The sequence below is a fragment of the Mycobacterium sp. M23085 genome, assembly GCF_045343915.1.
GTDB lineage: Bacteria > Actinomycetota > Actinomycetes > Mycobacteriales > Mycobacteriaceae > Mycobacterium.
On record NZ_CP174280.1, the window covers coordinates 4,566,647 to 4,589,651 of the forward strand.

Here is a 23,005-nt window from a genome sequence, read left to right on the forward strand (position 1 = left end):
CGCGGGGGAGCGGGAACGTTTGCGGGCGCGCACGCGTTGATGCCGGCGTGCGTCTTTCCGTTCTTGATCTCATCCCGGTGCGCACCGACCAGACGACCGGCAGCGCGCTGGCGGCCACCGTGCAACTGGCGCAGGCCGCCGACCGGCTGGGTTTCACCCGCTACTGGGTCGCCGAGCACCACAACATGCCGTCGGTCGGTGCCACCAGCCCGCCGGTGGTGCTCGCCTACCTGGCCGCGCAGACGTCGCAGCTGCGGCTCGGGTCGGGCGGCGTGATGCTGCCCAATCACGCGCCGCTGGCGGTCGCCGAGCAGTTCGCGCTGCTGGAAGCCGCCGCCCCGGGCCGGATCGACCTGGCCATCGGCCGGGCCCCCGGCTCGGATCCGGTGACGTCGTATGCGTTGCGGGGCGGTCGCGACGATCGCGACATCGAGAACTTCCCCGAATACCTCGACGACGTGGCGGCGCTGATGAGCGCGCGCGGAGTGCGGGTTCCGCTGCGCTCGGGTGACTACACCCTCAAGGCGACCCCGGCCGCGGCGGGCGAGCCTCGGCTGTGGCTACTGGGTTCGTCGATGTACTCGGCGCATCTGGCCGCCGCCAAGGGGTTGCCATACGTGTTCGCACACCACTTCTCCGGCAACGGGACCGAAGAGGCGCTCGAGGTCTACCGTTCGCGATTCAAGCCCAGTGAGCTGACGCCCGAGCCGCTGACGTTCCTCACGGTGAACGCCGCGGTGGCCGAAAGCCGGGAAGAGGCAACAGCATTGATGGTGCCCAACCTACAGATGATGGCCCGGTTGCGGACCGGGCAGCCGCTCGGACCGGTGCCCCTGGTCGAGGAGGCCGCCGTTGCCGAGCTGACCGGACAGCAACAGCACATTGTCGAAAGCGGCCTGCGGCGGGCCGTTGTGGGGGCACCGGCCGACGCCGCGGAGCAGATCCGGGCACTGGCCGACCGGTTCGACGTCGACGAAGTCATGGTCAACCCGGTGGCCTCGGCTCGCCGCGGCACCCCTCGCGACACCGCACCGGCGCGAGTCGCGACGCTGGAGTTACTGGCCAAAGAGCTGTTCTAGCCCTCGGGCGATCGCGCCCGCTCGCTGGACCGATGGGGATCGGTGCTCGGCGCGTGCTCAGCGATCCAGTCCCGCAGGTCGTCCGGTGGCAGCGGCGGGCAGTGCACGAAGCCCTGGGTGATGTGGCATCCGTACCGCCGCAAGGCGTTCAGGGTGGCCTCGTCCTCGACTCCCTCGGCGACGAGGTCGGCGCCCAGGTAAGACGCCAACGCCACCGTCGATCGCACGATGGCGACCGATCGGGCGTCCTGGGCCAACCGCGACACGAAGATCCGGTCGAGTTTGAGCTCGTCGACCGAAACCTCTTGCAGGCGGGCCAATGACGACCAACCCGTGCCGTAATCGTCCAGCGAGATCCGGATTCCCAAGCCCTGGAGCGCTGCAACGGTGTTGCGGGAGCGCGCGGAGTTCACCAGTGCGCTCTCGGTGATCTCGAGAATGAGGGTGTCGGCGGGCAAGTCGTGGTTGGCCAGGATCCGTTCCACGGTGCCGACGAGTTCGATGTCCAGCAGATTGGTCGTCGAGAGGTTCACCGCGACGGTCAGCGGGATGCCTTCCCCGCGCCACGAGCGGGCCTGCGCGAGCGCCATGCTGAGCGTGCGGTTGGAGATTTTGCGCATCAGCCCGGCACGTTCGGCGACGGAGAGGAACTCCTCAGGCAGCAGTGTCCCGCGGGTGGGGTGCTGCCAGCGCAGCACCGCCTCGACACTGTGCACGCTGCCGTCGCGACCGTCGATCTTGGGTTGGTAGTGCAGTTTCAGCTCATCGGATTCGAATAGCGCCGTGCGCAATTCCTCGATGAGGCTTGGGTCGTTGTCGCGGTAAGCCTCGAACGAGGAGTCGTAGACCGCGATCTTGGTGCGGGCTGATTTGGCGTGTGCCATCGTGGTTTCGGCGCGGGTCAACAGCTCTTGCGGTGAGTCGCAGTGATCAGGGCAGAGCGCGATGGCGATGCGCGCGTCCACTTGTACCGTGATCGGATCCAAAGCGATTGGCTCACTTAGGGCTTCGAGTAGCCGGCCCGCCGAAGCGCTGGCCGCGGTGAGATTCGCGCCATCCGAGAGCAGGACGGCGAATTGGTCTTCACCCACCCGCGCGAGCAGATCGTCGCGACGGACGCAGCCGGCCAGTCGATTTGCGATGTGGCACAGCAGCTCGTCGCCGACCTGGTTGCCGATAGAGTCGGCGATCTCGTGGAAATCGCTCAGGCTCAACAACAACAGCGCCTGACGTACGGATGCCCTGGTCGGTATCGATGGAGTTGCCGGCGCCGGTGAAACGGGCAGCGCGGTCAGGGCCGTTGTCAGCGAGCGCCGGTTCGGCAGCGCCGTCAACTCGTCGGTCATGGCGAGTTTGTCGTTCGTCTCCTGCAGGCTCGCGTCCCGGAAGGTCAGCGCGAACCGGCCGGCCGCCGCCACCAGGCTCAACGCCGCCAGCGTCGCGGCGAGTCGCGAATGATGCGCCAGCACAATGACGCCCAGCGCCACCAGGGCGGCCACCACCGGAGTGACGTAGGGCCCATATCGGCTTCGGTGGGGTGGCGTGATCGATGACGATCTGGACCAGCTGGCCATCGCGATGAGCAACGACGACGCCGCCCAGCAGGCATCGAGCAGGGAGCCTGCGCGATACAAGCCGGCGGACGTCTCAAAGAGATAGGCCGCGTCGGCGACCGCAAACAGGACTAAACCGGCCAACAGCAGTGCCCAGCGAATTTCATTGCGCCAGCCAAGGATCGGCAACATGCCCGCAGCCAGGGCCAGGAGCACCAGATCGCTCCACGGGTAGGCCAGTCCCACCCATACGGTCGCCGGGACGCGTACCGCGGCAGCCCGGATCGGCCCCGCCGTCAGGGCGGCCGCCACCGCCGTCAGCGTCAAGGCGCAGATGAATGAATCGAGCTGAATCGGGATCGGCAGCCGTTTGAGCCGGGCACGCATGAGCAGCAGCAGCCCGGCGTAGACGAAGGGGTAGTACGCGAGGTATTCCGGATCGGCCACCGACGGGGACCGCCCGCTGGGCACCCACACGGCGTAGACCACGTCACCGATGGCCGAGGACGCCATGCCTGCGGCGATCAGCGCCCACGCCAGCCGGTCAGTCGGGACGCGGGAGGCGCGAAGGGCGATCAGCCCGGCCGCGACCACGGTCAGCGCCGTGTACAGCGCCGCCGCCGAAAAGATGCCGTGCCCGGCGTTCGGACGTACGACGCTGGACACGGCGAAGGCGACGACTCCGATCGCCAGCAGCGCGATGGTGACCCGGATATCCCGCGGCGGCCAATGGACAGCGTCGGGCACATCCTCGAGCCGGGGTGGGGCTGATGTGGTGAGGTCGGTGATCTCCGGAGAATCCCTCGGCGCATCTCCGCCGCCATCGCCAACGGCAAGCGATGCGACGGATCGGTTGGAACCCGGCGCCGCCGGAAACGCATACGGCAGTGGTCGGTCGGGCATGAAGCTGCGGATGCACTGGCCACCTTCACGTTTGGCGGCGTACATGGCCAGGTCGGCGTGCCGCAGCAACTGATCGACCGTGCAGTTCGACGTGCCGCTGGCGACGGTGAACCCGATGCTCGGCCGCACCGTGATCGGAATGCCTTCGATCAGAATGGCTCCGGTGAAGGCGTCCAGGATGCGATGCGCGACCAACTGCGACTCCTCGACGGACGCCTCGATGACCGCCGCGAATTCGTCGCCGCCGAGCCGGGCGATGGTGCCCTGTTCGCCCAGCGCCGCGGTGAGCCGGTCGGCCACCCGGACCAGGAGTTCGTCACCGGCCGGATGTCCCAGGGCGTCGTTGACCGACTTGAAATTGTCGAGGTCCAGGCACAACACCGCGATGGGTGTGCCGTCGGGGTGCCTACGCGCGACGGCCTGTTCCAGCCGGTGCAGGAAGAGGGCCCGGTTGGCCAGGCCGGTCAGGTGGTCGCGGAAGGCCTCCCGCGCGACTTCTGACAACAGATTCTGGTTCTCGACCAAGACGACGAATTGCCGGGCCAAGACGGCGGCCACGAGAATGCCCAGCCCGGCGAGCATCGGATCATGCACCGAATTGCCCGCCACGTGCGCCCAGCCCACCCCGGCTGCCAGGATCAACGGCAGATAGGGCAGCCACAACCGGGCACGGAACTCGATGTCGTCCGGCGACGCCGGCGCCGGGTGCTCGTGCACGGCGGCCACCGCCGCCAGCGCGAACATCCCCAATCCCGCCACCCGGATCAGGTCACCGACGCCGCCGGTGTGGTAACTGCCGATGCCGGTATAGAAGACCATCACCATGTCGGCGATGGCGATCGTCGCGACGCCGCCGGTGGCGAGGGTCCGGCTGGGCCGTTCGCCGGGCTGCGCTCGCGACAGCATCAGGATCGCCGTCGTCAGCAGGACGATGTCGCTGAAGATTTCCGCCAGCGTCGCCAACCGGGTGCCGGTGTGCTGCCGTAGCTGCGTTTCGACCACGAATACCCAGGAGATGACGAACAGCGACGTCGCCACGATCAGACCGTCGAGCAGTAGCCGCCGGGGACTGTGGCGTGACAGCTTGGACAGCAGCACCAACGACACCATGGCGCCGAACGGATACAACAGCAGCACGATCTCGGCCGCCGCCGGGTTTGCGGCGTGGTCGAGTTCCGGTCGCACGTCGTAAACCGCCCAGATACCCTCACCCACCGTCCACCCGAGCAGGGCCGTCACCAGCGCCAGCCAGCCGTATCGCTGCCGCCGCCCGTCCGTGCTGCGGGCCGCGCGACCGGCGCATATCGCCGCGAAGATCAGGGATACGGCGACGACGCACTCGTTGATGGGCCACGTCCCGTAGGGGCCACGCCACCCCCGCAGCGAGGACAGCAAGACCAGCAACTCGGCGACGCCGTAGACGGCGGCGAGCAGCCAGGCCGTGCGTGCGGGCACCCCGGACTGCCGCCACGGATTCACCGCCCAGCGTTTCATCACCGCACCAGCCGCTCCCCTGCTGTGTGGCGAAGAAACGAACAACTTCACCACGAGTTACAGGGCATTAAACCGCTGCTGAGGTGAGCCAAGTGGGGCTTTTGCCAGGTTGGTGCGGGCGTAGGCGTGATCGGCTGGGACCGGTCAGGCAACCGGGCCGCCGACGAACCCCGGTTGCCGCGATGCCGCCGGTCGGCTCAGTCCGGCCGACTCGCATCGATGCGGGCCAGCGCGGTCCGCAGAATATGGCCGGTGGCGTCCCGGTCCGGGTCGCGGCGCACCAGCATGCCCTTGGCTAACGACAGCTTGTCGCCGTTGCGCCGGGGCAAGACATGCAGATGAATATGGAGCACGGTCTGGAAAGCGGCGCGGCCGTCGTTGACGGCGATGTTGGTGGCGTCCGCCAATTCGGCGGTGCGCGCGGCCCGGGCGATGCGTTGGCCCAAGACGGCCATCCCGGCCAGCGTCTCCGGTGGGGTATCGGTGAGATCGACGCTGTGCCGTTTCGGTAGCACCAACGTGTGGCCGCGGGTGAATGGGCGGATGTCGAGGATGGCCAGGTAGTCGTCGTCCTCATAGATTCGGATGGCCGGAGCCTCGCCGGCGACGATCGCACAGAACACGCAGGACATGTCGCCCACGGTACTGGCTGCGGCGCCACCACCACGCCGAGACCATCCTGGGCCGCCGCGGTTCTCTCCGATACGCTGCCGCGGTGGACGATCTCGCCTTCGCCGGCGCGGCGGCACATGCGCGCATGCTGGCCAACGGTGAACTCACCGCGCCGGAGTTGCTCGAGATGTTCTTGGAGCGGATCGCGCGGCTGGACAGCCAGCTGCGTTGTTATCGCGTGGTGCTCGCCGATCAAGCTCGATACGAGGCCGCCGTGGCGCAGGAGCGGCTGGAGGCGGGCGAACGGTTGCCACTGCTCGGCGTCCCGATCGCGATCAAAGACGATGTCGACGTCGCCGGGGAGGTGACGACCTTTGGCAGCGGGGGACACCGGCCCGCCGTCACCTCCGACGCGGAGGTGGTGCGCAGGTTGCGAGCCGCCGGCGCCGTGATCATCGGCAAGACCAATGTGCCCGAGCTGATGATGCTGCCCTACACCGAGTCGATGACCTTTGGGGCTACGCGTAATCCGTGGAACCCCACCCGGACCCCGGGCGGCAGTAGTGGCGGGAGTGCCGCCGCGGTCGCCGCCGGGCTGGCGTCGCTGGCGTTGGGATCCGACGGGGGCGGTTCGATTCGCATCCCGGCGACCTGGTGCGGCCTGTTCGGCCTGAAACCGCAACGCGACCGCGTGTCGTTGGAACCGCACGACGACGCCTGGTACGGGCTGAGCGTCAACGGCCCGATCGCGCGGACGGTGATGGACGCGGCCGTCTTCCTGGATGCGACCTCGACGGTGCCGGGTCCCGAAGGGGAGTTCGTGACGGCGGCGGGGCGCAGTCCCGGCCGGTTGCGAATTGCATTGAGCACCAAGGTCCCAACGCCACTGCCGGTCAGGGTCGGCAAGGCGGAGCTGACGGCGGTCGACCAGGCGGGTGCGTTGCTCCGCGACCTCGGCCATGACGTCATCGCGGCCGACCCCGAATATCCGGCCTCGGCGATGCTCGCCAACTACCTGCCCCGCTATTTGCGCGGTATCTGCGATGACGCGGACGCCCTGGCCCATCCCGAACGGCTGGAAACGCGAACCCGCAACATGGCCCGGTTGGGGTCCTTCTTCTCCGACCGGCGGATGGAGGCCATCCGAGCGAACGAGGGCGGCGTGATCTCGCGGATTCAGGCGATCTTTGACGACGTCGATGTCGTCGTCACCCCCGGCACCGCAACGGGCCCGTCACGCATCGGCGCCTACCAACGGCGCGGCGCCGTGTCGACACTGCTGAGGGTCGGCCGATACGTTCCCTATCAACAGATTTGGAACCTCACCGGACAGCCCGCGGCGGTCGTTCCATGGGACTTCGACGCAGACCGCCTGCCAATCTCGGTGCAACTCGTCGGCAGGCCGTATGACGAAGCGACCTTGCTGTCACTGTCGGCGCAGATCGAAGCCGCCCGCCCGTGGGCCCTGCGTCGACCGCCGGTTTCGTAGCGGCTTATCGCCGCGCAGCAGCGGTGCGCCCATCGCCTCACATCATGGCTGGCCCGCGTTGTACGTTGACGACGTGCAGGACGCGGCCGACCACAACATCGACGAGCTGCTCGAGGGGCTCGACGGAAGCGCCCGAACCGAGCGCGCCGAACTGCTGCAGTGGCTGCTCGACCAAGGGATCACCGCCGAGGAGATCCGCACGGCCAACCCGCCGCTGCTGCTGGCCACCCGACACCTCCTCGGCGACGACGGCACCTACGTGTCCACCCGCGAGATCAGCGAGGCACACGGTATCGACCTGGAGCTGCTGCAACGGGTGCAGCGCGCGATCGGCCTGGTCCGGGTGGACGACCCCGACGCGGTCGTGCACATGCGCGCCGACGGTGAAGCCGCCGCGTTCACCCAGCAGTTCCTCGAGCTGGGGCTCGATCCCGACCAGCTGGTGCTGGTGGTTCGGGTGCTCGCCGAGGGGCTGTCCCGGGCCGCCGAAGTCATGCGGTACACAGCGCTTTCGGCGATCATGCGTCCGGGTGCAACTGAGCTCGAAATAGCGCAGGGTTCAAAGGCTTTGGTGTCCAAGATCGCGCCCATGCTGGGCCCGATGATCGAGCACATGTTGTTCATGCAGCTGCGTCACATGATGGAGACCGAAGCGATCAACGCCGCCGAGCGCGCCGCCGGCAAGCCGCTCCCGGGAGCGCGCCAAATCACGGTTGCCTTTGCGGACCTCGTCGGGTTCACCAGGATCGGCGAGGCGGTATCGCCCGAGGAGCTGGGGCACCTGGCCAACCGGCTCGCCATTCTCGCCCGGGACATGGCCGTGCCCCCGGTGCGATTCATCAAGACCATCGGTGACGCGGTGATGTTCGTCTGCCCCGATCCGCTGCCGTTGCTCGACGTCATCCTCAAGCTCGTCGAAGTCGTCGACACCGACAACGACTTTCCCAGGTTGCGAGCCGGAGTGGCCTCCGGCATGGCGGTGAGCCGGGCGGGTGATTGGTTCGGTAGCCCGGTCAACGTGGCCAGCCGCATCACCAACGTGGCGCGGCCCGGCACGGTTCTGGCCGCGGATTCGGTCTGGGACGTCATCGGCGACCGCGGGGAGTTCTCCGGATCATTCGCCGGCGCCCGCCGCCTCAAGGGGATCAAGAGCGAGGTGAAACTCTTTCGCATCCGGCGCGGCGACAGTGAGTGAAGCGGCCACGCCGGCCCAACGCTGCCGACACGAGGGCAGGCCCGGCGCGACTCTAGGGGGCGTGTGACTACGTCTTATGCGTGTCCTACGCGGCCGGATTCCTACCCCGTGTTCCGGCACTTCGAATTGGTCGCTTCCGGGCCTGCTTCGTTAACCAAAGTACGCCGTCGAACAGCCCGGATCAACGGCTTTTCCCACTCGTTCCGGGTCCCCGCTAGCACCTGAGCGGTGGCGGAAGTGGCTCCGCGTACCGTCCGTCGTTTCGCTGCCGGTGAAAGCTATTCCTTGGCCTCTGTAACGGTGTAATCATGTAATCATGAAAGCTCATCATCACGCCCAACGGCGGTATGGCCGGCCCGGGGGCTGGCAGCAAGCCCAGCAACCCGATGCCAGCGACGCCGCGGAATGGTTCGCCGGGCGCCTTCCGGAAGACTGGTTCGACGGCGACCCGACGGTGGTCGTCGACCGCGAGGAGATCACCGTCATCGGCAAACTCCCGGAGCCGGCGAGTGCGGAGGGCGAAGCCAGCGAGGCCCGCGCGGCCGGTCGGGCCTCACGATTCCGCGAAGACACCCGGTCGGAGCGAATGCACATCGCCGACGAAGCGCAGGATCGCTACGGACGCAAGGTGTCCTGGGGCGTCGAGGTCGGTTCTACGGCAGGCACCGAGCGAATTCTGTTCACTCACATCGCGGTACCGGTCATGACGCGACTGAAGCAACCCGAACGCCAGGTGCTCGATACGTTGGTCGATGCCGGCGTCGCCCGTTCCCGTGCCGACGCCCTCGCGTGGTCGGTGAAGCTGGTCGGTGAACACGCCGAGGAGTGGCTGGCCAAATTGCGCGGCGCGATGTCGGCGGTCGACGACCTGCGCGCGCAGGGCCCGGATCTTCAGTCGTGACAAGGCCTTAACGGCACGGCCGGCTAGCCTTCCGGCTTCTCGCTGTCGATCTTGCCCACGATCTTGTCGAGGTACTGGCCCCCGTCGTCGTTGTCAGCGGCGATCTGGAACGTGAATTGGTGGTCGCAGATCCGGATGCGGTCGCCGTCTTGCAGGGTGGCCGCCGAGCGGATGCGTTGGTCCTGCACGCGCACTCCGTTGGAGGACCGCAGGTCTTCGATGATGTACCCGCCTCCGGTGTCGACGATGACGGCATGGTGGCGGCTGACTTTGGGGGAGTCGAGGACGATGTCGTTGTCGCTGAGCCGCCCAATCGTTGTCGAGCCTTGCAGCGGATAGCTGCGCCCGGACGCCTCGTGCAAATACGCGACCGCCTTCTTGTCGTTCGTGTAGTGCTCGAGGACGGTGATCGCGACCGCCGCGGTCGTCATCGCGTTCTTCTTGGCGTCCAGCGGTTCTTGGCGCAGGATCCGGTCATTGAGGGCACGCAGGTTTTGGCCCGGGTCGATCCCGAGGTCATCGGCGAGCGACTTTTGCACGCGTCGGTAGGCCGCCAGCGCGTCGGACTGGCGGTCGGTGAGGTAGTAGGCGCTCATCAACTGTGCCCAGAGCTGCTCGCGGTAAGGATGTTCGGCCGTTAGAGCTTCCAATTCGGTGATCACGGTAAACGCACGTCCGCAGGCGATTTCGGCCTCGGCCTGCGCCGTGTGGGCCAGGATCTTCTCCTCGACGAGCGAAGTGCTGAAGGCGTCGACGAACCTGAACTCCTGCAGGTCCTCGAGCACCGGGCCGCGCCATTCTGCCAAGGCGGCCGACAGGTGCTGACTGGCCTGTTCGAAGCGACCCGCGGCGGCCGCGTGCACACCGGCGGTCTTTTCGGCGATGAAGCGGCCGAGATCGCAAGCGTCATCGGGAATGTTGAGCCGGTAACCCGGCGGGGCCGCGACCAGTACGGTGCGCGGGTCGACGCCGGCGCCGGTGAGCAGCTTGCGCAGGTTGGACACGTAGGAGTGAATGCTGGCCCGCGCCCCCGACGGCGGCGACTCCTCCCACAGACCCGTGATAAGCCGGTCGACGCCGACCGGGCTGTTGCGGTTCATCAGCAGCAGGGCCAGCACCGCCCGCTGCTTGGGCGTGCCCAGCGGCACCAGGGCACCGTCAACGCCCATCTGCAACGGTCCGAGCAGACCGAGGTCGAGACGTTCGTCCGCCATCCCGCCTACCAGCCTTTCCGTATCCGCGGCGTCGGATGCCATGAAGTCACGAGTGTGATTGTGACGCCAACCGGGCGGATTCGTTGACAATCCCGATAATCCGTCGAACTCCGACCGCATGTCGTCGAATTCCTCGGGCCGCTGGGACACTGCCCTGTTGATCCAGTGACTGAAAGGTGTTCGTGCCCAAAGCGATAGTAGCTGGCGCGGGCGAATTGGATTGCACCATCGAGACATAGCGACGACGCGGCGCGCACGCCCGAGGGCGTTGCGCGCCGCGTGCGGCGAATCGGGGTCCGGTTCAGGTGGTGACGACCATCAACTGGTTGCTGGTGTCCCAGGACTCGACGAAGAGCTGGACGGGGATTTGCTCGTTGCGGCCCTCCGGCGTGCCGCTGTCGTTGAGATGGACCATGCCGGCGACGGTATCCACACCCGTCACCACCACGGCGTGATTGGACTCGGGCCGGCCGTTCTTGTCTTTCTGTTCGACCGGCTGGTGCCAGATGAGTTCGGCGTTGAGGCTGACGATCACCTTGTGACCGGCGGCCAGCGCACGTTCGATGCCGACGATTCCCGACGGGGCGCCGGTCTGTGCGACGTCATCCTTATCGCTGGCGACCGCGCCGATCTTGTATTGGGCGAGCAGTTCGGGGATGTCCGCCGTGTTTGCTCCCGGGCCCGATTCCGGATTGCCGATGGCGACGGGCTTGGTGTAGATCGGGCCGGCGTGTACGACGCTGGGCGTCGATTGAGCCTTTTCGATGATGTCGTGCTCGGAGGGCTGCGTGCCGGTGATCTCGCCGATGACGTCGGCACTCGACATGAGCACGCAGTCGTCGTACTGCTGCTCGCGCCAGAACTGAGCGGCCGCGGCCGGGTCGCCGTAGGTGAGCTGTGAAGCCGCGGCGCCGGCCGGTGCCGCCAGGCCGAGCGCGACTGCGGTGGCGGCCACCGCGAAGGTGAGGGTCTTGGCGATGTTGGCGGTCTTCACGGTTGGCCTCTTCTCTCTTGCCTCGCGGTGAGCGGGGGTGTTGAGAAGAGCTTCGAACGTCCACCTTCTTGACTTCTCTACGAATCCTTGGAGCCCTCCGGCGGGTGGTTTGCTCCAGCATGAGATGGGGGATTCCGCTCACCGAACCCATCGTGGGCCGCGATGGCGCTCAGGCGGGCTGCCCGGAGAATTGCGGGCAGTAGGCGTGGGTTGCCGCGATGACCACATTGGCCGCCTGCGGCGGAGTCAGGTTGGTGTGCCGGAAGATCTTGACTGTGACGGCGGTCGGGGTGTTGCCGGCGGACAGCTCGGTGCATACCTGGTGGCCCACTCCCGCGGCGGCTTGCGGTGACGGGAAAGTGACGCCGAGGCTTTGCATCTCGCTGAGGAACGCCTCGTCGCCGGTCTGCACGGCGCGGGCTGCGGCCGTCCCGGCCAAGCCGACGGCCGCAAGCCCGATGGCGGCGGTGCCAAGGGCGGTGGTGGCGATCGTCGTGATGCGGCTGGAGAACATTGCTGCCACCCCTTTCAGGTGCGTTACCGAATAGGACGATCCCAGCGTTTCGTTTGTTCCTTGGTGTCTTCTCAATAACTTCTTGGTAGCGATCGCGGCCGCTTATCAATGCGCCCGCCAGACGCGCGGCATTACGTCTGTGTCATCTCGTAATACGTGCCGCGCCGGGCGAGTAGTTCAATGTGATTGCCTTGTTCGACGATCCGGCCGGCCTCGACCACCAAGATCCGGTCGGCATCGCGGATCGTCGAAAGCCGGTGCGCGATGATAAAACTCGTGCGGTCCCGGCGCAGTTCGCACATCGCGTGCTGGATGAGGACCTCGGTGCGGGTATCGACCGAACTGGTCGCCTCGTCGAGGATCAGCAACTGCGGGCGGGCAAGGAGTGCGCGTGCGATGGTGATCAGCTGCTTTTCGCCGGCGCTGATGTTGCCGCCGTCACCGCTGACTCGGGTCTGGTAGCCGGCCGGCAACGTCCGCACGAAACGATCGACGTAGGCGGCCTTCGCGGCCTCGAGCACCTCGTCCTCACCGGCGTCGGGACGTCCGTAGGCGATGTTCTCTGCGATCGTCCCGTCGAACAGCCAGGTGTCCTGCAGCACCATGCCGATTCGCGACCGCAGCGACCGGCGGTCCATCGTGGTGATGTCGACCCCGTCGAGCAGGATCTGGCCCGCGTCGACGTCATAGAACCGCATCAGCAGGTTCACCAGCGTGGTCTTGCCCGCTCCGGTCGGCCCGACGATCGCCACCGTGCTGCCCGGTTCGGCCACCATGAACAGGTCCTCGATCACCGGGGTGCCCGGGCGGTAGGCGAAGCTCACGCGCGCGAATTCGACGCGTCCACCGGGGCTTGCGCCGGCCGCGCCGATTTGGGCGGGGGCCGGGGGATCCGGCGATAGCTCGGGCTCGTCGAGCAGCGTGAAGACACGTTCGGCACTGGCCGCCCCGGACTGCAGGGTGTTGTACATCCCGGCCAGTTGGCTCAGCGGCGAGTTGAACTGCCGCACATACTGAATGAATGCCTGGATGTTGCCCAGGGTGACGTGGCCGGTGGCAACCTGCAGGCCGCCGACCACGGCGACGGCGACGTAGCCGAGGTTGCCGATGAAGGTGGTCGCCGGCGCCACCAGCCCGGAGAAGAATTGCGCGCCGAAGCTGGCGTGGTAAACGTCGTCGTTGAGGGCGCCGAATCGCTCGCGCGCCGCGGCCCGGTGGCCGAACGTCGTGACCACCGTGAAACCGCTGTAGGTCTCCTCGATGTGGGCGTTGAGGCGCCCGATGCTGGTCCACTGGGCGACGAACAGCTGTTGGGAACGTCGCGCGATCGCCCGGGTCGCCAACAGTGACAGCGGCACCGTCAGCACGGTGATCAGCACCAGCAGCGGCGAGATGGACAGCATCATCACCAGCACCGCCGCCACGGTCAGCACCGATGTCAGCAGCTGGCTGATCGTCATCGACAGCGACGACTGGATGTTGTCGATGTCGTTGGTGACGCGGCTCAGCAGTTCACCGCGCTGGCGGCCATCGAAGTAGGACAGCGGCAACCGGTGAATCTTGTCCTCGACATCGGAACGCAGCGCCACCATGGTGCGCTGCACGGTGACGTTGAGCAACCGGGCCTGCACCCAGATCAGCAGCGCGGAAACCAGATACAGGGCCAGCGCCAGCGCCAGCGTGCGCGCGACCGCCCCGAAGTCCACGCCGCGGCCCGGCACCACGTTCATCCCGGACAGCAAGTCGGCGAAGGTGTTTGCGCCTCGGCCGCGTGCGGCGGCGACGGCCTGCGTCTTGGTGATCCCGGCGGGCAGCTGCCGCCCGATCACCCCGTTGAACAGCAGGTCGGTGGCGTGCCCCAGGATCCGCGGAACAACCACCCCGATCGCCGTGCCGGTGATTCCCAACGTGATCACGGCGGCGCACAGCCGTCGTTGCGGCGCAAGCCGTTTCACCAGGCGGACGGCCGAGCCCCAAAAGTCGCTGGAACGGATGACGGGGGCGGGCCGGCCGGGTGCCGTGGCGGTCGCGCGGGTCACGGCGCACCCCCGGCTTGCGCCGAGCGCACTGCGCCGACCGACTGCGAGTCGGCGAACTCGGCGTAGGTCGCGCAATCGGCGAGCAGAGATTCGTGGCTGCCCGCACCCACCAGATTCCCGTTGTCGATCACGATCACCTGGTCGGCGGTAGCCGCGATCGAAATGCGTTGTGTCACAATGATAACGGTGGCGTCACCTGATGTTTCGCGCAGTGAGGCGCGGACCCGCGCGTCGGTGCGGGCATCGAGCGCGGCGAACGAGTCGTCGAACAAATAGATCGCCGGGCGGCGGATGACCGCGCGGGCGATGGCGAGTCGTTGCCGCTGTCCGCCGGAGAAGTTGATGCCGCCCTGGGCCACCCGCATGCGCAGCCCGTCGTCATGGGCGCGGACGAAATCATCCGCGGCGGCCACCCGCAACGCTTCCCACATCTGGTCGTCGGTGACCGCTTGGTGCGGGGCGGCGCCGTACCGCAGGTTGTCCGCGACGGTCCCGGAAAACAGGTAGCCGCGCTGGGGAACCAGCCCGATCGCCGACCACAGCCGCTCGGTCTGGTAGTCGCGGACGTCGATGCCGTCGATCGACACCGCGCCCCCGGTCACGTCGTAGAGCCGGCAGATCAGCGAGACCAGTGTCGATTTGCCCGAACCGGTGCTGCCGACGATGGCGGTGGTGGTTCCGGGTCGCGCCGTCAATGAAATGCCTTGCAACACTGGGCGATCGGCGCCGGGATAGGTGAACGTCGCACCGTCCAAACGCACCGTCCCGGTGATCGCGCCGCGCGGGGAACGCGGGTTCGGGGGATCGGTGACGGCCGGGCGGGTGGCGAGCACCTCAGCGATCCGTTCGGCGCACACGGAGGCCCGCGGCAACACCACCAGCGTCATTGTCGCCATCAACACCGCCATCAGGATCTGGGTGAAGTAGGCCAGGAATGCCGTCAACGAGCCGACCTGCATCTGGCCCCGGTCGATGCGCAACCCGCCGAACCAGATCAGCGCGACGCTGGACACATTGATGGTCAGCGTGGTCACCGGCAGCATCAACGCTTGCCAGTTGCCCGCGGTCAGTGCGGTATGCGACAGCGCGGTGTTGGCCCGCGCGAAGCGGTCACGCTCGAAATCTTCCCGGGCGAACGCCCGGACGACGCGGACTCCGGCCAGCTGGTCACGCAGCACCCGGTTGATGGCGTCGATCAGGCCCTGCATCCGGCGGAACAGGGGCAGCATGTGCGACATCACCCAGTAGTTGGCCACCGCCATGATCGGCACGCTGACCAACAGCAGCCACGTCAGCGCGGCCTCCTGGCGGACCGCCATGAAGATCCCGCCGAGGCACATGATCGGGGCCGTCACGAGCACGGTGCCGGCTATCTGGACCAGGTACTGGATCTGCCGGACGTCGTTGGTGCTGCGCGTCAGAAGCGTCGGCGCCCCGAAGCGGGCGGTCTCGTGCTCAGAAAAGGTGGTGACGTGTTCGAACATCGCCGCGCGCAGGTCGCGGCCGAAGCCCATTCCGGTGCGCGAACCGAAATAGACCGCCCCGACCGAGCACAACACCTGCAGTGCGGTGACCCCGAGCATCACCATGCCGAGCCGGACGATCGTGGTGGTGTCGCCCTTGGCGACGCCCTCGTCGATGATGGCGGCGTTGACCGTCGGCAAATACAGCGACGCGAGGTTGCTGACCAGTTGCAGCACCATCAACACCGCCACCAGCCGTCGGTACGGCCGGATGTACTGGCGCAGCAGTGCCAGGAGCATTGGGTAACTGTCGCACACCGTCCGCCCGGACCACCCGGCCAACCGCCGGACGGTCAATCTCCACCCACATATGTTGACGGCCCCGAAATAGCTGCTCAGGCGCGTCGGTGGTTGACCCGCTGGGCTGCCGCTACAGTGCATCGTGTGGACCAGCAGCGGGCGGAACGGAAGCAGGGTAGCGGTGCGGCGTGACACGAGGGCGCTGGCTCTCGTGGCGTCAGCATTGACGATCCTGGTCCCCACGGCCACGGGCTGCTCGGATTCCGGCGGCAACAAACCGGGAGCGGCGTCGTCGTCGGCACCGCAGAACGGCCAGGGCAGCCACGGTGCGATGTTCCCGCAGTGCGGCGGCATCAGCGACCAGACCGTGGCGGAGCTCACCAAGGTGACCGGCCTGATCAACACCGCCCGCAACTCCGTCGGGTGCCAGTGGCTCGCGGGCGGCGGCATCCTCGGCCCGCACTTCTCCTTCTCCTGGTATCGCGGCAGCCCTATCGGTCGCGAACGCAAAACCGAGGAGCTTTCCCGATCCAGCGTCGATGACATCAACATCGACGGCCACGGCGGTTTCATCGCCGTCGGCAACGAGCCCAACCTGGGTGACTCACTGTGTGAGGTGGGCATCCAGTTCCAGGACGACTTCATCGAGTGGTCGATCAGTTTCAGTCAGAAGCCGTTCCCGCCGCCGTGTGACATCGCGAAAGAACTGGCTCGTCAATCGATTGCGAACTCGAAATGATGGCCTCGATGCACGCCGGATCGCGGAGCAGAAGGACCGCCCGCATGGCCGCGACCGTGCTGATCGCGGCGCTGTTGGTGTTGACCGGCTGTTCCCGATCGATCGGGGGCAACGCCGTCAAGGCGGGCGGCAATGTGCCACGCAACAACAATTCCCAGCAGCAGTATCCGAACCTGCTCAAGGAATGTGAGGTCTTGACCAGCGACATCCTGGCCAAGACGGTGGGCGCGGACCCACTGGACATTCAAAGCACGTTCGTCGGGGCGATCTGCCGCTGGCAGGCGGCCAACCCGGCCGGTCTGATCGACATCACCCGGTTCTGGTTCGAGCAGGGCAGCCTCAGCAACGAACGCAAGGTCGCCGAATTCTTGAAGTACAAGATCGAGACGCGCTCGATCGCCGGCATCGACTCCATCGTGATGCGGCCCGACGACGCGAACGGTGCGTGCGGCGTGGCCAGCGACGCCGCCGGGGTGGTCGGGTGGTGGATCAACCCGCAGGCGCCGGGCATCGACGCGTGCGGACAGGCCATCAAGCTGATGGAGCTGACGCTGGCCACCAACTCCTGACCGGGGCTACCGCGGCACCTCGAAGGCGATCAGCGTCGCCATCCCGAGCTCCAGCTGCTTCCACGCACACGGCACGGTGAGAACGGCGATCGCCGATGTTGGGAATTTTGCTGAGATTTGTTCTGCGGCAACGGTATTCGTATCTCTGGCACCGCCGAGTCCCAGCGCAAGCGTGGACATCGTCGGCTCGTGGCCGATAACGAGCAGGGTGCTGATGCCGTCGTCCACCGCGTTGATCTCCTCGATCATCGTGCCCGGGGTGGTCGCATAGAGGCGCTCGCTGAACCGGACCGGCGCATCGATGCGGGTGTTCAGCAGCGTCTCCCGGGTGCGCGTCGACGTGGAGCACAGCACGGCGTCGACGGTGGGCGCGTTGGCACGCAGCCAGTCGCCGGCGAGCCCGGCCTGTCGGACGCCGCGCGGGGCCAACGGCCGGTCATGGTCGGCGACACCGGGCGGGTAATCGGACTTCGCGTGCCGCATCAACAGCAGTGTGCGCTGGCCAGTCACGACAAGTCAGATTAATCGGCGCGACGGCCCGGTCAACTACGCCGCGTGGTCAGCCGGCCAGCCACGCCAGTGCGGCGACGACCAGTGCTTGAGTGCCGGTGTCGAGGGTGGGTTGGATGACGGGGGCGAACGTCGGTGCGTGATTGACCGGGATGTCGTAAGAGACCCGCCCGGCATCTGCCGCCCTCCGGTATTGCTGCTCGTCGATTCCGCCAATGCCCCAATAGGTATAGGGCACCCCCAGCGCATTCGGAATGTCGCTGAAGTCCTCACTGGCTGACTGGGCCGCCATTGGTTTGAGCCGTTCGCCGAAATATCCGCCGAACGCGTCGTTCACCCGGTCGGTGGCGCCGCCATCGTTGACAGTGAGCGGAAAGCGTTCGTAGAGCTCAAATTCGGGTTCTTTTGGCGAGTTCGATGCCTGGCATTCCGCGATGACGATGCGCCGGATCGCGTCGAGTACGGTGTTGCGTACGGATTCGTCGTAGGTGCGAAGATTCAACTCCAGCACGGCATGGTCACCGATGACATTGCTTTTGCTGCCCGCGTGGATGCTTCCTATCGTCACGACGACGGTATCGGTGGGAGCGACCTCCCGCGAGACGATTGTTTGCAGGCGGACCACGATCATCGCCGCGAGCACCACCGAGTCGACGCCCGCCTGTGGCATCGAACCGTGGGCACCACGGCCGTAGACGGTGATGCGCATGCTGTCGGCGGCGGAGAGCACAGGGCCTTGGTGGGTGCCGACGAGCCCTGCCGGGGCCGGAAGCACATGCTGGGCCAGGGCAACATCGACGGCCGGAATCGCCTCGACCAGCCCGTCATCGACCATGCCGCGGGCACCGTCGCCGACTTCCTCGGCCGGTTGAAACAGCGCAATCACGGTTCCGTTCCAACGCTGCGTTGCGTCGGCGAACAATGCGGCGGCGCCGAGCAAGCAGGTGACATGGACATCGTGGCCGCAGGCGTGCATGACCGGCACCTCGTTACCGGCGGCGTCGGTGGCGCGCACGGTACTGGCGTAAGGAAGGCCGGTGGCTTCCTGAACGGGCAACGCGTCCATGTCGGCGCGCATCAGCACGGTGGGGCCGCTGCCGTTGCGCAGGATGCCGACCACGCCGGTACCGCCGATCGAGTCACGGACCTCGTAGCCCGATCTGCGCAGCCGGTCGGCGGCAAGGTTGGCGGTCCGATACTCCTGATGAGACAGTTCGGGGTGTTGGTGGATGTCGCGGTAGAGGGTCTCCTGCCAGGAGCGGATTTCGGCGAGGCCACTCAACACGGCGGCTGCATTCGATGCGGTGCTCACCCTTCCTCCGATCACGGGACAGCGCGTCAGCGGCCGTTGCGGCTACACCGCCCGCTCTACACCGTGCACGTTGGTAGCCGTCGCGGCAACCAGAGCTCCGTGCGGGCGGTCGAGGGGTCGCCCAACTCAAGTGGAGCTCGGGTCGCGAGCAGTCCCCGGGTGCGTCGCAGGGCCTTGCGCCGGATGGCACGCGCCGAGCGGGAGTCGGCCGGGATCGCCGGACTTCTTGGACCGAGACCTGCCGGTCGAGGTCCCGCGTCTTGTCGGTGCGCAGACCTAAACTCGCGATGCCCCGGTAAACACGCACTTCGAAAGGGGGTCGCCGGCATGCGATTCCTGCACACCGCCGACTGGCAGCTGGGCATGACCCGGCACTTCCTCGCCGGCGACGCACGGCCGCGCTATTCAGCGGCGCGCCGCGACGCGGTCGCCGGTCTGGGCGAGCTGGCGGCGGAAGTGGACGCCGAGTTCGTCGTCGTGTCAGGCGACGTCTTCGAACACAATCAACTCCCGCCGAAGGTGATCGGGCAATCGCTGGAAGCCATGCGCGCCATCGGAATTCCGGTGTACCTGCTGCCGGGCAACCATGATCCCCTGGACGCCGCATCGGTGTACACCAGCGCGCTGTTCACCGCCGAGCGTCCCGACAACGTGGTGGTGCTCGATCAGGCCGGCGTGCATCAGGTGCGCCCCGGGGTGGAGATCGTCGCCGCGCCGTGGCGGTCGAAGGTGCCGACCACCGACCTGGTCGCCGGCGTCCTCAACGGCCTGCCCGCCGCTGGCGGCACCCGAATCCTCGTCGCACACGGCGGTGTCGACGTCTTGGATCCCGATCGGGACAAGCCCTCGCTGATCCGGCTCGCCACGATTGACGACGCGCTGACCCGCGGTGCGGTGCACTACGTGGCGCTGGGGGACAAGCACTCGCGCACCCCGGTCGGCGGCAGCGGCCGGGTGTGGTACTCCGGCTCCCCGGAAGTCACCAACTTCGACGACATCGAATCCGACCCAGGCCATGTCCTGATCGTCGACATCGACGAAGCCGACCCGCGGCGCGCGGTCACTGTGACCCCACGACGCGTCGGAACCTGGCGGTTCGTCACGATGCACCGGCAAGTCGACACCAGCCGCGACATCGCCGATCTCGACATGAACCTGGACCTGATGACCGAGAAGGACCGAACCGTGGTGCGCCTGGCGCTGACCGGCTCGCTGACGGTCACCGACCGCGCGGCGCTGGACGCTTGCCTGGATAAATACGCCCGGTTGTTCGCGTGGTTGGGCCTGTGGGAACGTCACACCGATTTGGCGGTGATCCCGGCCGACGGCGAGTTCAGCGATCTCGGCATCGGCGGTTTTGCCGCCGCGGCGGTTGACGAATTGGTGGCGACGGCGCGCGAGGAGGACTGCGCGACGGCCGTCGACGCGCAGGCGGCGCTGGCGCTACTCCTGCGCCTCACCGACCGGGGCGCGGCGTGAAGCTGCACCGGTTGACCCTGACGAACTACCGGGGCATTTCGCACCGGGAAATAGAACTCCCCGACCACGGCGTCGTGGTGGTGTACGGCGCCAACGAGATCGGCAAGTCGTCGATGATCGAAGCCCTGGACCTGCTGCTGGAAGCCCGGGACCGCTCGACGAAAAAGGAAGTCAAGCAGGTCAAGCCCACCCACAGCGACGTGGGTTCCGAAGTCTCCGCCGAAATCAGTTGCGGGCCTTACCGTTTCATCTATCGTAAGCGGTTTCATAAGAAGTGCGAGACGGAGCTGACGGTGGTCCGCCCGCACCGCGAACAGCTGACCGGCGACGAAGCCCACGAACGGGTCCGGGCGATGCTCGCCGAGACGGTGGACAGCGACCTGTGGCACGCCCAGCGGGTGCTGCAGTCGGCGTCGACCGCCGCGGTGGATCTGTCCGGATGCGACGCACTCTCACGCGCTCTTGATGTGGCCGCCGCCGGCGACAGCGGGGGGCTGTGCGGCACCGAACCCCTGCTCATCGAACGCATCGATGCCGAATACGGGCGATACTTCACCGCGACCGGGCGTCCGACGGGCGAATGGGCCGCCGCGATCACCCGGCTGGCCGACGCCGAGGCCGCGGTAGCCGAGTGTGCGGCGGCGGTGGCCGAAGTCGACGACCGGGTGGCTCGTCATGCGGTGTTGACCGAACAGGTGGCCGACTTCTCCCAGCGCCGTATCGCCGCCGGTCCGCGGGTTGCGGCCGCGCAGGAAGCCGCCGACAAGATCGCAGCGCTGACCGCGCAGCGGCGTGAAGCCCAACTGGTCGCCGAGGCCGCGGCCGCCACGGCCGCCGCGGCGAGCGGCGCGCATTCCGCTCGCCGCCAGCTGCTCACCGAAATCGACACCCGCTCCGGGACCGTCGCGGAGACGCATACGCAGGCCCAACAAGCCGTCGCCGCCCAGGCGGCGGCGCATGCGGAGGCCGAGGCGTCCGACGCCGCGCTGCAGCAGGCCATCGAGGCCCTCGCCGAGCTGCAACACCGGGCCGAATCCGCGCGGCGCGCGGTCGACCAACTCGCCAACCAAGAACAGGCCGACCGGTTGACCGCCCGGCTGGCCAAGATCGACGCCATCGAGCGGGATCGCGAGCGAATCGGCGTCGAGCTCAACACGATCGCCGTCACCGAGGCGGTGCTGCGACGCATCGAGGACGCCGCGGCCGCCGTCGATCGCACCGGTGACCAGTTGGCGCTGACATCGGCGGCCATCGAATTCACCGCCGCCGCAGACATCCAATTGGTCGTCGGCGGCCAACAGGTCTGGCTGCCGGCCGGACAGAGCTGGTCGTTCACCGCCGACGGCCCCACTGCTGTCGAGGTCCCCGGCGTCCTGGCGGCCAGGGTCACCCCGGGCGCGACCACGCTGGACATCCACGCCAAACATGCTGCGGCACAAGAAGAGTTAGTTGCAGCGCTGGCGGCCGGTGCGGTCGCCGACCTCGCCGCGGCGCGGTCCGCCGCCCAGCGTCGCCGCGAGTTAGACAGCACCCGTGATCAGCTCGGCGCAACTCTGGCGGGGCTGTGCGGTGACGAACAGGTCGACGAGCTGCGGTCCCGGCTGGCGCAGCTGCGCGCCGAGCACCCCGCCGAAGCCGAAGTCGTCCTCACGGACATCGACGCCGCGCGCGCCGAACTCACGGCCGTCCAGGAGGCCCGCGCGGCGGCATCCAGCGAATGTGATGCGCGCCGTCAGGCCGCTGCCGTCGCCGCCGCCCGACTCGCCGAACTATCCACGCGGGCAACCGTTTTGCAGAACACCCTGGAGGCCCAGCGCGCCGAGCTGAACGCCGCCGCCGGCCGACTGGCCGCCGAGCGCGCGTCGGCCGGCGACGACGAACTCGCGGCCGCCGCCGACACGGCGCTGGGTGCGGCGCAAGCCGCGCAACGACGGGTCGCCGAACTGACCGAGGCCCTGGCCGCGGCCGAACCCGATGCGGTCGCCACCGAATTGGCCGATGCCCAGCGGGAAGCCGACTCGCTGCGCGAGCGCTACGAGGAAGCCGCCCGCGCGCTGCGCGAGATCACCATCGAACTTTCGGTATTCGGCAGTGAGGGACGGCAAGGCAAACTCGACACCGCGAAAACGGAGCGCGAGCACGCCGCCACCGAACACAGCCAAGTGGGTCGCCGTGCCCGGGCCGCGCAACTGCTGCGCTCGGTCATGACGCGCCACCGCGACACCACCCGGCGACGCTACGTCGAGCCCTACCGCGCCGAACTGCAGCGGCTCGGCCGCCCGGTCTTCGGCCCGAGTTTCGAGGTCGACATCGACAGCGACCTGTGCATCCGTAGCCGCACGCTGAACGGCATCACGGTGCCCTACGAATCCCTATCCGGCGGCGCCAAGGAGCAACTCGGCATCCTGGCGCGGCTGGCCGGAGCGGCGCTGGTTGCCAAGGAGGACGCCGTGCCGGTAGTGGTCGACGATGCCCTCGGGTTCACCGACCCGGACCGGCTGACCAAGATGGGGGAGTTGTTCGACACGGTCGGAAGCCAGGGTCAGGTGATCGTGCTGACCTGCAGCCCCGACCGCTACGACGGTGTCAAGGGCGCACACCGCATCGATCTCAGCGCCTAGCCCTGGCGGCTGACCAGCCGATGTC

At 67.5% G+C, this 23,005-nt stretch carries 17 protein-coding genes; 8 read left to right on the forward strand and 9 right to left on the reverse strand.

What is annotated here, in order from left to right; translation table 11 throughout:
* Nucleotides 1-47: 47 nt before the first annotated feature.
* Nucleotides 48-1,079, forward strand: a complete 1,032-nt coding sequence (locus ACIUM1_RS21545; RefSeq protein ID WP_406814579.1) for an LLM class flavin-dependent oxidoreductase — start codon at nt 48-50, stop codon at nt 1,077-1,079.
* Here the strand turns inward: ACIUM1_RS21545 and ACIUM1_RS21550 are convergent.
* Entirely contained in the window at nt 1,076-5,029 is a 3,954-nt protein-coding gene (locus ACIUM1_RS21550; RefSeq protein ID WP_406817798.1) for a diguanylate cyclase domain-containing protein, read from the reverse strand. The genes ACIUM1_RS21545 and ACIUM1_RS21550 overlap by 4 nt on opposite strands.
* Nucleotides 5,030-5,226: 197 nt before the next feature.
* A complete protein-coding gene (locus tag ACIUM1_RS21555; protein WP_406814580.1) occupies nt 5,227-5,661 on the reverse strand; it encodes an HIT family protein in 435 nt (144 codons plus the stop codon).
* Nucleotides 5,662-5,744: 83 nt separating this feature from the next.
* Here ACIUM1_RS21555 and ACIUM1_RS21560 point away from each other — a divergent pair, with 83 nt between their 5' ends.
* The 3 genes from ACIUM1_RS21560 (at nt 5,745) to ACIUM1_RS21570 (ending at nt 9,226) form a co-directional block, all read left to right on the forward strand.
* A complete protein-coding gene (locus ACIUM1_RS21560) occupies nt 5,745-7,130 on the forward strand; it encodes an amidase (protein WP_406814581.1) in 1,386 nt (461 codons plus the stop codon).
* A gap of 31 nt (nt 7,131-7,161) precedes the next feature.
* Complete coding sequence (locus tag ACIUM1_RS21565) at nt 7,162-8,325, forward strand: adenylate/guanylate cyclase domain-containing protein (RefSeq protein WP_406817799.1); 1,164 nt, start codon at nt 7,162-7,164, stop codon at nt 8,323-8,325.
* Nucleotides 8,326-8,641: 316 nt separating this feature from the next.
* Nucleotides 8,642-9,226 (forward strand): hypothetical protein, encoded by a 585-nt coding sequence (locus ACIUM1_RS21570; RefSeq protein WP_406814582.1) that lies wholly within the window; start codon nt 8,642-8,644, stop codon nt 9,224-9,226.
* A gap of 23 nt (nt 9,227-9,249) precedes the next feature.
* On the opposite strand, the gene ACIUM1_RS21575 is transcribed toward ACIUM1_RS21570, so the two are convergent.
* From ACIUM1_RS21575 to ACIUM1_RS21595, 5 genes are all read right to left on the reverse strand, one after another.
* Entirely contained in the window at nt 9,250-10,440 is a 1,191-nt protein-coding gene (locus tag ACIUM1_RS21575; RefSeq protein ID WP_406814583.1) for a BTAD domain-containing putative transcriptional regulator, read from the reverse strand.
* A 301-nt stretch (nt 10,441-10,741) separates the two neighbouring features.
* Nucleotides 10,742-11,434, reverse strand: a complete 693-nt coding sequence (locus ACIUM1_RS21580; protein WP_406814584.1) for a hypothetical protein — start codon at nt 11,432-11,434, stop codon at nt 10,742-10,744.
* 169 nt (nt 11,435-11,603) lie between these two features.
* Entirely contained in the window at nt 11,604-11,948 is a 345-nt protein-coding gene (locus tag ACIUM1_RS21585) for a DUF732 domain-containing protein (RefSeq protein ID WP_406814585.1), read from the reverse strand.
* Nucleotides 11,949-12,079: 131 nt separating this feature from the next.
* Nucleotides 12,080-13,987: an ABC transporter ATP-binding protein gene (locus tag ACIUM1_RS21590; protein WP_406814586.1), complete on the reverse strand. Its 1,908-nt coding sequence runs from the start codon at nt 13,985-13,987 to the stop codon at nt 12,080-12,082.
* The gene (locus ACIUM1_RS21595) at nt 13,984-15,750 is read right to left on the reverse strand and encodes an ABC transporter ATP-binding protein (RefSeq protein ID WP_406814587.1); all 1,767 of its coding nucleotides are present in this window, start codon (nt 15,748-15,750) and stop codon (nt 13,984-13,986) included. The genes ACIUM1_RS21590 and ACIUM1_RS21595 overlap by 4 nt, the downstream gene beginning before the upstream one ends.
* A gap of 181 nt (nt 15,751-15,931) precedes the next feature.
* On the opposite strand from ACIUM1_RS21595, the gene ACIUM1_RS21600 reads away from it, so the two are divergent.
* Both ACIUM1_RS21600 and ACIUM1_RS21605 read left to right on the forward strand, forming a co-directional pair.
* Nucleotides 15,932-16,489: a DUF3558 domain-containing protein gene (locus ACIUM1_RS21600; protein WP_406814588.1), complete on the forward strand. Its 558-nt coding sequence runs from the start codon at nt 15,932-15,934 to the stop codon at nt 16,487-16,489.
* 44 nt (nt 16,490-16,533) lie between these two features.
* A complete protein-coding gene (locus tag ACIUM1_RS21605) occupies nt 16,534-17,058 on the forward strand; it encodes a DUF3558 domain-containing protein (protein ID WP_406814589.1) in 525 nt (174 codons plus the stop codon).
* 6 nt (nt 17,059-17,064) lie between these two features.
* On the opposite strand, the gene ACIUM1_RS21610 is transcribed toward ACIUM1_RS21605, so the two are convergent.
* Entirely contained in the window at nt 17,065-17,568 is a 504-nt protein-coding gene (locus ACIUM1_RS21610; protein ID WP_406814590.1) for a SixA phosphatase family protein, read from the reverse strand.
* Nucleotides 17,569-17,617: 49 nt separating this feature from the next.
* The gene (locus tag ACIUM1_RS21615) at nt 17,618-18,880 is read right to left on the reverse strand and encodes a M20 family metallopeptidase (protein WP_406814591.1); all 1,263 of its coding nucleotides are present in this window, start codon (nt 18,878-18,880) and stop codon (nt 17,618-17,620) included.
* A gap of 327 nt (nt 18,881-19,207) precedes the next feature.
* On the opposite strand from ACIUM1_RS21615, the gene ACIUM1_RS21620 reads away from it, so the two are divergent.
* Both ACIUM1_RS21620 and ACIUM1_RS21625 read left to right on the forward strand, forming a co-directional pair.
* Nucleotides 19,208-20,359: an exonuclease SbcCD subunit D gene (locus ACIUM1_RS21620; RefSeq protein WP_406814592.1), complete on the forward strand. Its 1,152-nt coding sequence runs from the start codon at nt 19,208-19,210 to the stop codon at nt 20,357-20,359.
* Entirely contained in the window at nt 20,356-22,980 is a 2,625-nt protein-coding gene (locus ACIUM1_RS21625; RefSeq protein WP_406814593.1) for an AAA family ATPase, read from the forward strand. Before ACIUM1_RS21620 ends, ACIUM1_RS21625 begins: the two co-directional genes overlap by 4 nt.
* Nucleotides 22,981-23,005 lie beyond the last annotated feature (25 nt).